The 15,783-nt window shown below is 36.4% G+C and carries 11 protein-coding genes; 9 read left to right on the top strand and 2 right to left on the bottom strand.

Annotation, left to right across the window (positions count from 1 at the left end):
- Positions 1-37: 37 nt before the first annotated feature.
- From E1750_RS02270 to E1750_RS02260, 3 genes are read left to right on the top strand one after another with little or no spacing between them, the layout of a single operon-like run.
- On the top strand, positions 38-1,186 hold the full coding sequence (locus E1750_RS02270; protein ID WP_133275206.1) for an efflux RND transporter periplasmic adaptor subunit: 1,149 nt from the start codon (positions 38-40) through the stop codon (positions 1,184-1,186).
- A 16-nt stretch (positions 1,187-1,202) separates the two neighbouring features.
- Positions 1,203-4,373, top strand: coding sequence for an efflux RND transporter permease subunit (locus tag E1750_RS02265; RefSeq protein ID WP_133275205.1), 3,171 nt, complete (start codon positions 1,203-1,205; stop codon positions 4,371-4,373).
- The gene (locus E1750_RS02260) at positions 4,363-5,730 is read left to right on the top strand and encodes an efflux transporter outer membrane subunit (RefSeq protein WP_133275204.1); all 1,368 of its coding nucleotides are present in this window, start codon (positions 4,363-4,365) and stop codon (positions 5,728-5,730) included. Before E1750_RS02265 ends, E1750_RS02260 begins: the two co-directional genes overlap by 11 nt.
- 283 nt (positions 5,731-6,013) lie before the next feature.
- Here the strand turns inward: E1750_RS02260 and E1750_RS02255 are convergent, their stop codons facing one another.
- On the bottom strand, positions 6,014-7,714 hold the full coding sequence (locus tag E1750_RS02255; protein WP_133275203.1) for a putative transporter: 1,701 nt from the start codon (positions 7,712-7,714) through the stop codon (positions 6,014-6,016).
- A 44-nt stretch (positions 7,715-7,758) separates the two neighbouring features.
- Entirely contained in the window at positions 7,759-9,135 is a 1,377-nt protein-coding gene (locus E1750_RS02250; protein ID WP_133275202.1) for a threonine/serine exporter family protein, read from the bottom strand.
- A gap of 223 nt (positions 9,136-9,358) precedes the next feature.
- Here E1750_RS02250 and pckA point away from each other — a divergent pair, with 223 nt between their 5' ends.
- The 6 genes from pckA to E1750_RS02220 all read left to right on the top strand — a co-directional run bounded on the left by pckA (position 9,359) and on the right by E1750_RS02220 (position 15,765).
- Positions 9,359-10,993 (top strand): phosphoenolpyruvate carboxykinase (ATP), encoded by a 1,635-nt coding sequence (gene pckA, locus E1750_RS02245; RefSeq protein WP_133275201.1) that lies wholly within the window; start codon positions 9,359-9,361, stop codon positions 10,991-10,993.
- Between the two features lie 330 nt (positions 10,994-11,323).
- Complete coding sequence (gene hisG, locus E1750_RS02240) at positions 11,324-12,181, top strand: ATP phosphoribosyltransferase (protein ID WP_133275200.1); 858 nt, start codon at positions 11,324-11,326, stop codon at positions 12,179-12,181.
- A 101-nt stretch (positions 12,182-12,282) separates the two neighbouring features.
- A complete protein-coding gene (gene hisD, locus E1750_RS02235; protein WP_133275199.1) occupies positions 12,283-13,581 on the top strand; it encodes a histidinol dehydrogenase in 1,299 nt (432 codons plus the stop codon).
- Between the two features lie 29 nt (positions 13,582-13,610).
- Positions 13,611-14,171: a hypothetical protein gene (locus E1750_RS02230; RefSeq protein ID WP_133275198.1), complete on the top strand. Its 561-nt coding sequence runs from the start codon at positions 13,611-13,613 to the stop codon at positions 14,169-14,171.
- Positions 14,172-14,187: 16 nt separating this feature from the next.
- A complete protein-coding gene (gene hisC, locus E1750_RS02225) occupies positions 14,188-15,234 on the top strand; it encodes a histidinol-phosphate transaminase (protein WP_133275197.1) in 1,047 nt (348 codons plus the stop codon).
- A gap of 21 nt (positions 15,235-15,255) precedes the next feature.
- Complete coding sequence (locus tag E1750_RS02220; protein WP_133275196.1) at positions 15,256-15,765, top strand: DUF695 domain-containing protein; 510 nt, start codon at positions 15,256-15,258, stop codon at positions 15,763-15,765.
- Positions 15,766-15,783 lie beyond the last annotated feature (18 nt).

Raw genomic sequence — 15,783 nt, 5'->3', positions numbered from 1 at the left:
AGTAAAAAAAATTAAACACAATGTAATAAAAATGGAAATGAAAAAAACGTATTATTTAGCGGCTCTATTAGTAGTGTTCCTATCTTTTTCTTGCAAGAAAGGAGCTGCACCAGAAATGAAACCTCTGGAGATTGCAGTTACCGATGTTTTGCAACAAGATGTGAGATTGGAATCAGAATTTACCGGACAAACCTTCGGACAGGCAGACATTCAAATAAATCCTAGAGTGGATGGCGTGATTGAAAGCCTCAATTTTAAAGAGGGGAGTTTAGTAACCAAAGGTCAGTTGCTGTACACCATCGATCCACTTCCGTTCCAAGCTAAAGTCAATCAAGCGGAAGGTTCATTGGCAGAGGTTGAAGCACGATTAGCAAAAACCAAATCAGATTATGAAATGATGGTGCCCTTGGCTAAAATTAATGCGGTAAGTCAAAGAGAATTAGTAGCCGCAAAGTCAGCTTATAACGCATCGTTAGCCGCGATAAGTGCTACAAAAGCAAGTTTGCAAAACGCAAGATTAGAATTGGGGTATTGCCGAATATTGGCACCAATTACTGGTTTGATTGGAATTTCTAAAGTGAGAGTGGGCGATTACGTGCGACCTGGAGCAACTTCTGTTCTAAATACTGTTTCTGACTTGGGAGATGTAAGGGTTCGTTTTACAATGAGTGAACAAGAATTTCTCCGAATTTACAGAGAAGTAAACAAACCAGATTCAAAATTAAAAGGGGCTGGTCAATCCATTTCTTTGACATTATCGGATGGTACAATCTATCCTCAAACCGGAAAAGTAAGTTTTGCAGACCGACAAGTAGATCCTACTACGGGGGCCATAACTTTTGAAGCTGCATTTCCCAATCCAGATAAATTATTGCGCCCGGGACAGTATGTAAAAATAGGGGTTGTTACTGATGTTCGAAATGCTGCGCTAGTCATTCCGCAACGAGCAGTTATAGAAATGCAAGGTATTTATCAAGTATATGTATTAGGAGACAGTAGTAAAGTTCAAATGCAAATTATTAAACCCGGACCGGCGATTAAAGATGGCTACATCGTTGAAGATGGTTTAAAATCGGGTGACAAAATAGCAATGGGTGGTACTTCTTTGTTGAAAAACGGTAGCGTGATAACGCCAAAAATTATACAATGGAAACCGGGTCAGGCTGAAACTGCACCAACTAAATAATTTAGAGAAAATAATTATGGGAGAATTTTTCGTTAGAAGACCAATAGTTGCGATGGTAATCAGTATCATTATTGTGTTACTTGGATTATTAGCTTTACAAAAAACACCAGTTTCTCAGTATCCTGATATTGTTCCGCCAGTTGTAAAAATAACCACCTCATTTACAGGAGCAAACGCGTTGAATGTAGAACAGGCAGTAGCAACACCAATTGAACAAAAAGTAAATGGTGTTGAGAATATGTTGTATATGAAATCCATCAACACTTCCGATGGTGCGCTAACGCTAGAAGTAACTTTTGATGTAGGTACTAATTTGGATAATGCCAATATGCTTACTCAAAACCGTCAAGCACAATCCGCTCCATTTATGCCTGCAAGCGTTAAGCAACAAGGTGTAGTGGTCAAAAAATCGCTTTCTTTTCCATTGATGTTGTTTACCTTAACTTCTAATAATCCTAAATACGATGCAAAATTTTTAAACAATTATGCGAGTATTAATATTGCCGATCGATTGGCTCGTATCAAAGGAGTTGGTGAAGTTACACTTTGGGGTAGCGATTATTCAATGAGAGTTTGGTTGAAGGCTGGCGTAATGACTAAATTGGGTGTTACAGTCGAAGATGTAAAAAATGCCTTGAATGCCCAAAATATGATTAGTCCTGGAGGGAAATTTGGTTCTCAACCTGCTCCTTTGGGTACTGAATTTACCTACGGTGTTACTCTACAGGATCGATTGGTAACTGAAAAACAATTTGGAAATATAGTAGTTCGAAGCAAAGAAGATGGTGCAGAAGTATTGTTAAGTGATATTGCGCGTATTGAATTGGGTACTGAAAATTACAGCACAAATGCTAGAAGAAATGGCAATCCAGCTGCTGCAATAACAATTTTCCAAATGCCGGGAAGTAATGCATTAGAAGTTGCAGCCGCAGCCAAAGCAGCAATGAAGGAAATGTCTGAAAGATTTCCTAAAGACATAGAATACCAAGAATCATTAGATACTACTTTAGCTATTACAGCAGGTGTGGAGGATATTGTGCATACGCTTTTTGAAGCAATATTATTGGTTATCCTTGTAGTGTTCATCTTTCTTCAAAATTGGCGCGCTACATTAATCCCTTTAATTACCGTTCCTGTTTCATTAATTGGTACGATAGCGGTTTTTCCTCTACTGGGATTCTCCATAAATACGCTTTCATTATTAGGATTGGTTTTGGCCATTGGAATTGTCGTCGATGATGCCATTGTGGTAGTCGAAGCGGTGATGCATCATATTGAAAAGGGCAAAACACCGCGTGAAGCCACTATACAAGCAATGAAAGAAGTTTCGGGACCTGTAATTGCTATCGCGTTAATTTTGTGTGCGGTTTTCATTCCTGTGGCAATGACACCCGGTATTACGGGACGTTTTTATCAGCAGTTTGCTATAACCATTGCTGTATCGGTTGCGTTTTCAGCCTTTAGTGCTTTGTCATTAAGTCCTGCCTTATGTGCAATGCTTTTAAAACCTACAAAACCTGTCGAAGAGCAAACCGGTTGGTTGGCTAAATTTTTCGCAGGATTCAACAGGATTTTTGAAAAAGTAACTGGAGGATATCTTAATGGGGTTAATTTCTTTGCCAAAAAATCGATGCGAATTGTTGCACTTTTAGGTGTGATATTGATCGCAGTGACATTTTTAGGAATAAAAATCCCGTTAGGATTTATTCCTGAGGAGGACCAAGGCTATGTATTGTTGAATATACAATTACCGCCATCTTCTTCTTTACAGCGAACCGAAGAAGTCTCCAAACAAGTAGATGCTATCTTGAAAAAGGAGGATGCTATTCTCTCCTACACTACAATCAATGGATATAGTTTGCTTACAAGTTCGAATCTGCCTAATAATGCATTTATTTTTATCGCATTAAAACCTTGGGAAGAACGTTCATTTACAGCTAAAGAATTTACAGATCAATTAAATGCTAAATTAGCGATGCAAGTAACCAAAGGATCAGCATTTGCGTTTGGACCACCGGCTATACAAGGTTTAGGAGCTTCGGCTGGTTTTAGTATAATGCTGCAAGATCGAGGCGGGAATACCCCAGAATATTTGGCACAACAAACACAGCGATTTATTGCTGCTGCTCAAAAAAGACCTGAAATCCAACGTATTTACACCACTTTTAATGCTGCAACACCTCAGATAAAATTAGAAATTGACAATGAAAAAGCGATGAAGTTGGGTGTGCCAGTTTCAAGAGTAACGGAGACGCTAGGGGCATTTTTGGGAGGAACTTATGTGAATGATTTCAATCGTTTTGGGCGTCAATACAAAGTCTTTATTCAAGGGGAAGCTGTTGATCGTGTTAAACCAGAAAATCTGAATATGGTTTATGTGAAAAACAACAATGGTACAATGCTACCGATTTCAACCATTGTAACCGCTACCAAAGTGACCGGCCCTGATTTTACCAACCGATTGAATTTATTCCGTTCAGCTGAAATAGGGGGAAGTGCAAACGATGGTTTCAGTAGTGCGCAAGCTTTGACTGCTTTAGAAGAAGTAGCAAAAGAAACTTTACCTGCCGATATGAGTTTTGATTATATCAATCTATCGTATCAAGAAAAAAATTCACCAAGTAGTAGCTCCGTGTTTTTAATGGCTTTGTTGTTCGTGTTTTTAATACTTGCTGCACAATACGAAAGTTGGAAATTGCCTTTTAGTGTATTACTTGGAGCACCTTTAGCGGTATTTGGAGCATTTTTGGGATTATTTTTAGCTCGATTCACTAGCGACGCGTATGTAAATAACGTTTTTGCCCAGATCGGTTTGGTATTACTCATTGGTCTTGTGGCAAAAAATGCCATCCTTATCGTTGAGTTTGCCAAAGAAGAACACGAAAGGGGAACACCATTATACGAAGCGGCAGTGGTTTCGGCTAAACTGCGTTTTCGACCGATCTTAATGACTGCTTTCGCCTTTATTCTAGGAGTGGTTCCCTTGCTTACGGCTACTGGTGCAGGGTCACAAGCACGTATAGTAATGGGTATGGCTGTATTCGCGGGGATGTTGGTTGCTACAGTACTCGGGGTTCTCATTGTACCCGGTTTGTATGTAATGATCGAAAACATTGGAAAAAAGCAAGAGGTAGTTTCAGCAACTGAAAATAATATAGATTCAAAAACAACAGATCATGAAGAGTAAAATTAAAATAGTTGTTGTCATTCTTATCCTTGCCATTCTTCCTGTTGGTTGTTTGGTTGGACCCAAATATAAAAAACCTGAAGAGCAAAGCGCTGCTACTTTTCGCAACGGAGCCACAAATGTTGATACCTTGGCTTCGGTGGTCAATATAAAATGGTTTGATCTCTTCAATGATGATGTTCTTAAAGGGCTCATTAATAAAGGCCTTTCCAATAATTATGATATGCGAATTGCGATGGCTCGTATCGAGCGCACTAGAGCTGAATTGGGTTATACCAAAGCAGATTTATTGCCTGCCATTGGCTACGGTGCGACCGTGAATAGTAACGACAAATCGTTTACACCAAATACAGCTTCGGCAACACTGTCTTGGGAACTAGACTTTTGGGGTAAAATTCGTCACGAAAATAGAGCGGTCCAAAACGAATTGTTAGCCAGTGAAGAAGGTCGAAAAGTAATTCTTTCGAATCTGGTAAGTGATATCGCTGTTTCGTATTTTCAACTTCGTGATTTTGATAATCGATTGATCATCACTCAAAAAACATTAGAAACAAGACAAAAAGCCTATGATATTATTAATCAAAGGTTCAAAGCGGGTTATGTTTCAGAAGTAGATTTGATGCAAGTGGAGCAACAAGTTGCGATTGCTGAGGCGACCATTCCGGCGATTAAACGTCAAATAACCAATCTCGAAAACACTATTTCAATTCTGATGGGGCAAGCTCCCGGTCCAATAGAAAGAGGTAAATCGAGTATGGAATTACAAGTTTCTAATGCTATTCCGGAATCTATCCCATCGATATTGTTACGCAATCGTCCTGATGTAAATCAAGCTGAAAGATTATATATGGCCTCTAACGAACGAATTGGTGTAGCCCAAGCAATGCGATTCCCCTCTTTTAATATTGCTGCTTTAGCGGGATTTGCCAGTGGATCCGTCAGTACTTTGTTTGATGGTTCATCCTATTTACAAAATGCTAGTGCAGGTGTTGCGGGACCTATTTTCAACTTTGGAAAAAACAAACGAAGAGTTGAGATTTACCGTCAAATAGCAGAAGAATCTAGACTTTCGTATCAAAAAACCTGCGTTGTTGCTGTCGCAGAAGTCGAACAATCCTTGCAGAATGTTAAAACCTATAAAGACGAATGGACAGCTAGAAACAGACAAGTAATTGCTGCTCGAAAAAATTTAGAGCTGTCGAATGCGAGATATTATAACGGTTATATTTCCTATTTGGAAGTTTTAGATATCGAACGAGCTTTATTCGAAGCGGAATTAAGTCTTTCTGAATTAACTCAAAACCAATTGAGTTCTATGGTACAATTGTATAGAGCGTTAGGCGGCGGATGGAATTAATTTTATATTTTATATCATATTTAAACTCGTCACTTTGGCGAGTTTTTTTTGTTATCGTTACCGATAAGACTATTAATAGTAACTAAAAACAGTTCGATAATGAAGGAACAACGGTTTAGTAGGGTACTAATTTTAAAACTTGATATCGAATGGATGCTTTGTAAAACGTATTGAAAACTGTACTGCGAGATTTTCATAATTCTTTAGAAGGTACTTATATTAAAGTAAAAGGGGCTATTCACAGTTTGTGAAATAGCCCCTTTCGATTGAAATATATAGGGTATCAACTCGCAAAAAGCAAGATGAGTAATTGGGCCACTAATATTCTACTAATCGTCACCAATGGATAGACAGTGGCATACGATTGATTAGGGATGTCGGAATCAAGGTATTTTGTGCTAAAAGCTAAGGCGGCTGGATCGGTATAAGATCCACTCATAATACCTACCATTTGATAAAAATTGAGTTTGAATACAAATCTACTGATCAGTACCAATAATGTTAGCGGTATGAACGTAATGAAACAACCATAATAAATCCACATCCATCCATTATTTTCGATAAAACTATCATAGAAACCGTGTCCCGCTTTGATACCCACCGCAGCAAAAAACATACAAATACCGAAGTCTTTCATAAAGTGAATTGCGCCATTGTTGATGTACGAGTGAATAACGCCAACACCACCATAGCGACTGATGAATAAGGCAGCCAAAAGTGGCCCTGCAGCCAAACCTAATTTCAATGGAACGGGTAATGACGGAATGAAGAATGGTATAGAACCAATGATAACTCCAAAAATTAATCCACCAAAAAGGGAAAGGAAATCTGGTTCTAGGAGTATTTTTTTAGAATTTCCAATAATTTTTTCGGCTTCTTCAATGGCTTGTCTATTTCCCACTACCATCAATGTATCACCATAAAATAACTCTAGCGAAGGTTGCGCAAGTAACTCTAAACCAGAACGAATAACTCGGGTAACTCTTACGTCATATTGGTTGTATAAATCCAATTGTGCCAAAGTTTTGTGTACAGCCGTTTTGTGAGTAACACTTATAATTTTTGTAGTTACATCTTCTTCAGATTCAATAAATAAATCGGTTGAAATTTTTCCAACGCAATTAATGAAATTATCAAGATCTATTTGTTTGGCGACTACCATTAAAACGTCCTTTCTGTTGATTACAGCATCTAGAGAAGGGGAGTAGACCACAGTTGTTCCGCTATGTTTTTGTCTTGAAATAATTACATCTTCAATTTTGAATTCTTTCAAAACTTGTTTGATTGTTTTACCGAAAACATCCGGATTCGTGACTCTACATTTCTGACGGACAATTTTATTTTCGGAGTCTTTATTTTTTTCTTTTAGTAATTTTACTTCATTCTTAAGATCAATTTTCAATACGTTTTTAGCTAAAATAATTAGAAAGATAATACCAAACACACCAACGGGATAGGTAATAGCATAGGCAATTGCGGGATCTGAAAAATGATCCGTAGGTAGATTCAATTGTTTTTGAATTTCGATTAGCGTTGATTTGGCCGCTCCCAATCCAGGCGTATTGGTAACAGAACCAGACATTAATCCGACTGCGTTTTCTACTTTAATATTCGCCAGCAAGTGGATTAAATAAGTGATAATTCCACCAAGAAAAACAGTACCAACGCCTAAAGCATTAAAAACCAATCCTTCTTTTTTAAAGGAGGAAAAGAAAGTGGGCCCGACTTGAATACCAATTCCGTACACAAAAAGAATTAAGCCAAATTCACGAACAAATTGAAGCAAATCAACATTCATTGTGAATCCTAAATGCCCCAAAAATAGGCCTACGAACATCACAGCAGAAACTCCCAGGGATACATTACCTAGTTTGATTTTACCGACAAAAAAACCGACACTTATAGCCAAAAATAAAACAATTAAGGATTGTGTCATCTCCGGCTCATCGGTCGGAGTAAATAAAAAGTGAAACCATTCGAACATTATATATATATTTAAAATTAAATACTTGGTGAACTAAATACTAGTTATTCGTTATTTCTCACAAATAACTTTTTGAGCAATACATTGAGATCTTTCCCTTTCACAGAATACGATTTGAAAACAACCACAGGAAAAGCCACCCCAAAGGCTAAAGCAAATAAAATAAACAGGGTTACTATGCCGTAGGACAAAGTTTGAATTACTTCCTCAACGGCTGGTTTTTGCCCATTTTTGCCACTAATCCAATCGATCATTCCCATCATAAATTCGTAACTCAATAAACCAGGAATCATATTGATCACGGCTGGTATCATAAAAATTATTGGCGGAGTGTGGGCGCGATGGGCAAAATACATTCCTGAAATTCCGACAAAGCAAGAAGCAATAAAAATAGATAAAGTAAGGTTTACATCAAATTCGGCATTCAATAAGAATTTAAACAAATACCCAAAGGCGCCTAGGATAAAAACCGTCCACAGGGCACGTTTCGGGGTATTGAACATCAAAGCAAATCCTAAGGAGGTTATTCCACCGAAAATAAATTTTGCAACCTCCACTGCTAAGCCTTGTGGTTCAAATAGTTGTCGAATTTGTTTTTGTAAATCTGAAAAATCAAATACATTTAAGGTTTGGACTTGCGGCAAATCGAAGATCATTGCCGAGGTAAAGAAACCAAAGGACACCATTAATATGAGCATTAAACTATAAATGATTCGGGCAGTACCTGACTCGTAATATCCTTCTAAATAATCGATAAAGGAATTGATCATTACAGCGCCAGGAATCAGATACAAAATCGAAACAACCAATGCTTCCTTTACTTGTATAGCGCAAAACACCCCAATGAAATGAATAAATAGTGTTGAAATGGTTGCTCCAATATAAAAAGCAACTTTATGATTATAATGTTTTAACATCATGCTACGTCGGACAAAAAAGCCAAACAAAGTAGAGAAATATACAATTAAGGCCTGCAAAGCATCTCCATCAAATAACATACAAAGCGCAACACTGGCCAGGGGAACCAAAGTGTATAATTGAAGATTTGTATATACTTTTCTAGCTTTGATTTGTTTTAATTTCGATTTAATTTCGTCTATTGAAATCTTATTTTCAAATACATCCCAAGATAAAATACTGATTTCTGAAATGGTTTCAAAATTCAATCCTTTTGATTTGATGGTCTTCGCTAGCGTGTGAGCTTTAAACTTATTTTGCTTGTACACCGATATCACAATACCGGTATAAGTCAATACTAATTCACAATTATAGCCAAGACCAATGGCAATACGCTCTAGATTCCGGACTATTCTAGCAGTATGTGCCCCACTGTTAATCATCATTTCTCCAATTTCGGTGAGCAAGTTCAAAACGGTTTGCGCTTTTCTATCTTCGATTAACTTTTGAGGTGTTTCTATCATAATAAGTAGTAAAAAAAATCCCTTGTTTTTTCTTTTTCAAAGTTACAAATTATAAATACAGTAAATATGATATTTATCATAAAAAACCCCGGGAAGCCCTGAAAACACAGAAAACGTTTTCGTAGATATTTTAAAAATATGATAATTATCAGGTTTATTCGATGATAATTTCTTAATTTTGGAAAAGAATTTAGAGAATAAAACAAATAATAAAAATTGAATTATGAAAAACATTAGAATTATTCAGGAATTACATGATTTAGGGATTACAGGGTATCATGAAGTAGCATACAATCCAACTTACGAAGAATTGTATCAAGCGGAAGTTTCGCATAAAAGAAAAGGTTTCGAAAAAGGAGCTTTGACCGATACAGGTTGTGTTGCAGTAAAAACGGGTATATTTACAGGACGTTCTCCTAAAGATAGATATATTGTAAAAGACGATGTAACTAAAGACACAATTTGTTGGGATAAAGAATCTGGTATTAGCACTCCGAACTACCCAACGACTAAAGAAGTTTGGGATGATTTGAAAGCGCTTACATTAGAGCAACTTTCTACTTCTCCAAAATTATATGTTGTAGATGCATTTTGCGGAACAAACGAAGATACGAGACTTAAAGTTCGTTTCGTGATGGAAGTTGCTTGGCAAGCTCACTTTGTGACTAATATGTTTATCAGACCTTCGATTTATGAATTGGAAAACTTTGGAAAACCGGACTTTATCGTAATGAATGGATCTAAAGCAAAAAATCCAAACTGGGAGGCACAAGGTTTAAATTCAGAAAACTTCGTTTTATTCAATCTTACTGAAAAAATCCAAATTATTGGAGGTACTTGGTACGGTGGCGAAATGAAAAAAGGGATGTTCGCTATGATGAACTACTACTTACCATTGAAAGGTATGGCTTCTATGCACTGTTCTGCTAACGTAGGACCAAAAGGTGATGTAGCGGTGTTCTTTGGTCTTTCTGGAACTGGAAAAACTACTTTATCTGCCGATCCAAAACGATATTTAATTGGTGATGACGAACACGGTTGGGATGACAATGGAGTATTCAACTACGAAGGAGGATGTTATGCAAAAGTTATCGACTTGAGCGAACAAAACGAACCAGACATTTGGAGAGCGATCAAAAGAGATGCTTTATTAGAAAATGTTATCGTTGATGAGTATGGAGAAATTGATTATTACGATCATTCAATCACCGAAAATTCTAGAGTTTCTTACCCAATCCACCATATTAGCAAAATTGTATTGCCATCAAAAGCTGGACACGCTAGCAAAATCATTTACCTTTCTGCTGATGCATTTGGGGTTTTGCCTCCAGTTTCTATCTTGACTGATGATCAAGCGGCATACCACTTCTTATGTGGATATACTTCTAAATTAGCCGGTACCGAAAGAGGAATTACTGCTCCAGAACCTTCGTTCTCTCCAGCATTTGGTGAAGCCTTCCTTACATTACACCCAACGATGTATTCTAAAACATTAATTGGAAAAATGAAAGAGCATAAAGCTAGTGCATACCTAGTGAATACAGGATGGAATGGAACTGGAAAAAGAATTTCTTTGAAAAATACCAGAGCGATTATTGATGCGATCATCAACGGTGACATCAATAATGCCGAAACCAAAACTATTCCTTTCTTGAATTTGACATTCCCAACCGCTTTACCAAACGTGAGCGAAGGAATTCTAGATCCAAGAGATACCTATACCATCAAAGCAGATTGGGATGATAAAGCCAAAGATTTAGCAGGTCGTTACATCAAATACTTTGATCAGTATACAGGAAATGAAGAAGGAAAACGTTTAGTGGCAGCTGGACCAACTTTAGAAGCTGTAGAAGCATAGTTTTTCAAAACAGAATGCAAAAACCACTTGTGCGTATCCAAAGTACCACAAGTGGTTTTAACAATTTAATTAAGTAAAGTTAAAATAAAAATTGCATTGTTACTAGATTTTCTATTATATTTGCAATCGAATAAAAGAATTATTCAATAAAAAATTATGTTATCAAATCAATTGCATCACCATCATTTTCAGTATTGCTCTCAAGCGATGTGTTAATGGTATGCGTGTAATCATCATATTTAAAAACCCGTTTGAGTATATCAAACGGGTTTTTTATTTTAAATCGGTTGTGCTCAAACAAAACTATAAACAACAAAAACAAACTAACAAATGAGTACTTTAAAAATTGCCATTCAAAAATCAGGACGCTTAAACGAAGATAGCATCCAAATACTAAAAGATTGTGGCATTTCCATTAATAACGGGAATGACCAACTCAAAGCCGAGGCCACGAACTTCCCTTTGGAAGTTTTGTACCTTAGAAATTCCGATATTCCTCAATATTTAATTGATGGGGTGGTAGATGTTGCCATTGTAGGCGATAACCTTTTAGTCGAAAAAGGGAAGAATATTAAGGCAATCCAGAAATTAGGTTTTTCGAAATGTAAAGTTTCTGTAGCGGTTCCTAAAACATTTGAGTACAATTCTATCAAGGATTTAGAAGGAATGCGTATTGCCACTTCATACCCGAACACGGTTATCGATTATTTTGCAAAATTTGGAATGACGGTGGATATTCACCAAATCTCGGGCTCGGTCGAAATTGCTCCAAACATAGGTCTTGCCGATGCTATCGTAGATATTGTTTCCAGCGGAAGTACTTTGTTCAAAAATAATCTGAAAGAGGTAGAAGTGATTTTCAAAAGCGAAGCAGTACTAGCTGTGTCGCCAAAAGTAACTCCAGAAGTTCAAACGATTATCGATACACTTCAATTCCGAATAGAATCGGTTTTGAGAGCCCGAAAATCAAAATACATTTTGATGAACGTTCCTAATGATAAAATTGAAGCCATTGGTAAAATTTTACCGGTTTTAAAAAGTCTTACCGTGATGCCATTGGCAGAAGAGGGCTGGAGCAGCGTTCATTCCGTAATCGACAAAGACAGTTTTTGGGATGTTATCGATCAATTAAAAGAGGCTGGTGCCGAAGGAATTCTGGTTTGTCCAATTGAGAAAATGGTGCTTTAGCCCGCCAATCCCCGAAAGGGGAGTTAGAAAATAAATTGAGAATTAAAAATACAAGCAACCTCTCTTGTAGCAATTCCCCCATTGGGGGCTAGGGGGCTAAAATGAACAAAATATTCAATCCAAAACCCGAAACTTGGTCGGAAATTCTAAAAAGACCAACTCAAACCATTGATGATATTGAAGTTACTGTTACAGCAATTTTCAAGGAAGTTCAAAAAAAAGGGGATGAGGCTGTTGCCAAATATACTTCACTATTTGACGGAGTCGCTTTTCAAAACATTGAAGTTTCTGCCTCAGAAATGGAGCATGCCATTGCCACTATTCCAGATGAATTGAAATCTGCCATACAATTGGCGAAATCGAACATCGAAAAATTTCATTCCGCTCAAAAAACGGCAAAAGTGGAAGTAGAAACGACCGAAGGTGTGCATTGTTGGCAAGAAAAAAGGCCCATTCAAAAAATTGGTTTGTACATTCCCGGAGGAACAGCACCTTTGTTTTCGACCGTTTTGATGTTGGCTGTTCCAGCAAATATCGCAGGTTGCAACGAAATTGTTTTGTGTTCGCCACCAGACAAAAGCGGAAACATCAATCCTGCCATTTTATACGCCGCCAATTTATGCGGTGTGACCAAAATATTGAAAGTGGGTGGAATTCAAGCCATTGCCGCAATGACATTTGGCACTCAGTCGATACCCAAAGTCTATAAAATATTTGGACCTGGAAACCAGTTCGTGACCGTGGCCAAACAATTGGCAACTCGATTTGGTGTGGCTATAGATATGCCAGCAGGACCTTCGGAATTGTTGATTGTCGCTGATGATTCTGCAGTTCCAGCTTTCATAGCTTCCGATTTATTGTCTCAGGCAGAACACGGAACCGACAGTCAGGTGATTTTGGTTTCTACTTCAAAAGAATTGATCGACGCAGTCGAACTTGAAATTTATTCACAAATGGAAGTTTTACCCCGAAAAGCCATCGCCGAAAAAGCCATTGCCAACTCCAAATTGATTTTTGTCGAAAATGACAAAGTTGCTTTGGATTTAATCGACGAATATGGCCCGGAACATTTTATTATTTGCACAAAAGACGAAGATTTCTATATAAATAATATTGGTAATGCAGGATCGGTTTTTATTGGGAATTATACTCCGGAAAGTGCCGGAGATTATGCTTCGGGAACCAATCATACTTTGCCAACCAATGGTTACGCCAAGAATTATTCGGGCGTGAATTTGGATAGTTTTATGAAATCGATGACTTTCCAAAAAATATCCGAAAAAGGGATTCAAAACATTGGTAAAGCGATTGAAATTATGGCAGCAGCCGAAGGATTGCAAGCTCATAAAAATGCAGTTACATTACGATTAGAATCCTGCAAGGTTTCTAAAACCTTGTAGGTATTAAATCAATATAATAAATCAATTAGATGAGTATATTTAATAAAATATTAGAAAGATCAAAACTAAACAAAGAGCTTATTGGATTGTGGAAGTACAATGACGATGAAGGATTTTGGTGTGGTTATGTAATTGACTATAATGAAAATTTAGTAAAAATTCAACATTACACTAAATATGGTAAAAAAGATGGGATTATTATTGCTCAAATTTCAGATATTCAAAGTGTAGATTTTAATGATGAATACGAAAAAGTAATGCAATGTGTGATAGATTATTCAAATGAATTGGAAAAAGAAGATGAAACCAATATTTTGCTTATCGAAAGTGAAGATTGGCAATTTGAACTTCTAAAACAATTAGAAGGTAATTTAGACAAAATAACTAGTTTGGAAATTAATTCCAGTTATTTTTCAGGTTTTATTATTGAAGTTTCGGAAACTGATTTTATCTTTCATTGCGTTGGAAAACTTGGTGAAGATGAAGGATTAGTAATTTATAGAATTGAAGATATAACGGGGTTTAGAATTAACGATATTGACAATCGTAAACGAGCAATGTTGTACAAATGGAGAAAATCAAGTTTATAAAATTATAATTAGAAAAATGAAAGATTTCAACATAAATAATTTAGTCCGTGAAAACGTCAAGTCGATGAAGCCTTATTCTTCGGCACGTGACGAATTTGAGGATTTTGACACCGCCAATATGGTTTTCTTGGATGCCAATGAAAATCCGTTCCAAAATGGCGTAAATCGTTATCCTGATCCACAACAAAGTAATGTAAAATCGGTTTTGGCGAAGCTTAAAAATGTGACCAAAAATCAAATTTTATTGGGTAACGGAAGCGATGAAGTGCTAGATTTGATTTTCAGAGCTTTTTGTGAGCCAAAAATTGATAACGTAATCACTTTGCCGCCAACTTACGGAATGTACGGTGTTTTGGCTAACTTGAATAACATCGAAAACAAGGAGGTGCTACTTTCGACTGATTTTCAACCACAAGTCGAAAAGATATTAGATACTGTTGATGAAAATACCAAAATCATCTTTTTGTGTTCACCAAATAACCCAACAGCGAATTCTTTTTCGGATGAAAGTGTGTTGAAATTGCTTCAAAATTTTAAAGGTTTGGTAGTAATTGACGAAGCTTACATTGACTTTTCAGACAAAGAAAGTTGGTTGGCTAAAATTGAAGATTATCCCAACTTGGTGATTACGCAAACCCTTTCTAAAGCGTATGGATTGGCAGGAATCCGATTGGGAATTTGTTATGGTTCTCCTGCGGTGATTTCAGTTTTAAACAAAATCAAACCACCGTATAATGTAAATGAATTGACACAATTAAGAGCTTTGGAAAGATTGAGTGATCCTGAAAAGATTAAATCTGAAATAGCTTCTATTATTGCGCAAAGAGAAGTATTACTTAAAGTACTAGTTGATGTAATATTTGTTGAAAAAATCTATCCGACTGAAGCCAATTTTATCTTGATAAAAGTAGATAATGCCAATAAAAGATACGACGAATTGATAGCCAAAGGAATTGTTATTCGAAACCGAACTACACAGCCTTTATGTGAAAACACTTTGCGTTTGACTATTGGAACGGAGGAAGAAAATAAGAAGTTGATGGAGGTTTTATTAACCATATAATGGATAAACTCTAAAAACGAAATGAATAATAAAGTCAGAAAAATATTTGCTTTAATGTTTTTGATATTTACAATGATATCGATCGCACAAAATAAACCGGCAGAAAAAATGGAATGGTTAACATCTAAAATTGAATATGAAGGACTTCCTCTATACTTAAGACTTCCGAAGTACGAAGATATTTGGAAATATCAATCAAAGTATCCAAAATTAATTAATATAGAACATACTTTTGATAGTGTTAAGGACAATGGTTTACCAACATCTGAATATAACAAATCTCTTTCTGATTTTGATAATGAAATTGTAAACTTACTTCAATCTGAAAGCAATGGTATTATTTTTCTTGTTGAAACTTATGGAGGAGCAAGAAATTATTGGTTTTTTGGAGAAGACTCTGATTTCTTTTTGAAAATATTTGATGATTTGAAAGCGAAATATTCCGATAAAAAATTAGAATTACATATACAAATTGATGTTGATTGGGATTTTATAAAAGATTATCCAGTTGGATTATATAAAAAGAAATAAATTTAATTTTATTCAACG

The sequence above is a fragment of the Flavobacterium nackdongense genome, assembly GCF_004355225.1.
GTDB lineage: Bacteria > Bacteroidota > Bacteroidia > Flavobacteriales > Flavobacteriaceae > Flavobacterium > Flavobacterium nackdongense.
The sequence above is the reverse complement of the archived record's forward strand: the minus strand, read 5'-3'. Positions and strand labels throughout refer to the sequence as shown.

What these genes read in the sequence shown, in the direction of transcription:
- E1750_RS02270 (WP_133275206.1), top strand. Translation starts at nt 38, where the DNA reads ATGAAAAAAACGTATTATTTAGCGGCTCTATTAGTAGTGTTCCTATCT.
- E1750_RS02265 (WP_133275205.1), top strand. Translation starts at nt 1,203, where the DNA reads ATGGGAGAATTTTTCGTTAGAAGACCAATAGTTGCGATGGTAATCAGT.
- E1750_RS02260 (WP_133275204.1), top strand. Translation starts at nt 4,363, where the DNA reads ATGAAGAGTAAAATTAAAATAGTTGTTGTCATTCTTATCCTTGCCATT.
- E1750_RS02255 (WP_133275203.1), bottom strand. Translation starts at nt 7,714, where the DNA reads ATGTTCGAATGGTTTCACTTTTTATTTACTCCGACCGATGAGCCGGAG.
- E1750_RS02250 (WP_133275202.1), bottom strand. Translation starts at nt 9,135, where the DNA reads ATGATAGAAACACCTCAAAAGTTAATCGAAGATAGAAAAGCGCAAACC.
- pckA (WP_133275201.1), top strand. Translation starts at nt 9,359, where the DNA reads ATGAAAAACATTAGAATTATTCAGGAATTACATGATTTAGGGATTACA.
- hisG (WP_133275200.1), top strand. Translation starts at nt 11,324, where the DNA reads ATGAGTACTTTAAAAATTGCCATTCAAAAATCAGGACGCTTAAACGAA.
- hisD (WP_133275199.1), top strand. Translation starts at nt 12,283, where the DNA reads ATGAACAAAATATTCAATCCAAAACCCGAAACTTGGTCGGAAATTCTA.
- E1750_RS02230 (WP_133275198.1), top strand. Translation starts at nt 13,611, where the DNA reads ATGAGTATATTTAATAAAATATTAGAAAGATCAAAACTAAACAAAGAG.
- hisC (WP_133275197.1), top strand. Translation starts at nt 14,188, where the DNA reads ATGAAAGATTTCAACATAAATAATTTAGTCCGTGAAAACGTCAAGTCG.
- E1750_RS02220 (WP_133275196.1), top strand. Translation starts at nt 15,256, where the DNA reads ATGAATAATAAAGTCAGAAAAATATTTGCTTTAATGTTTTTGATATTT.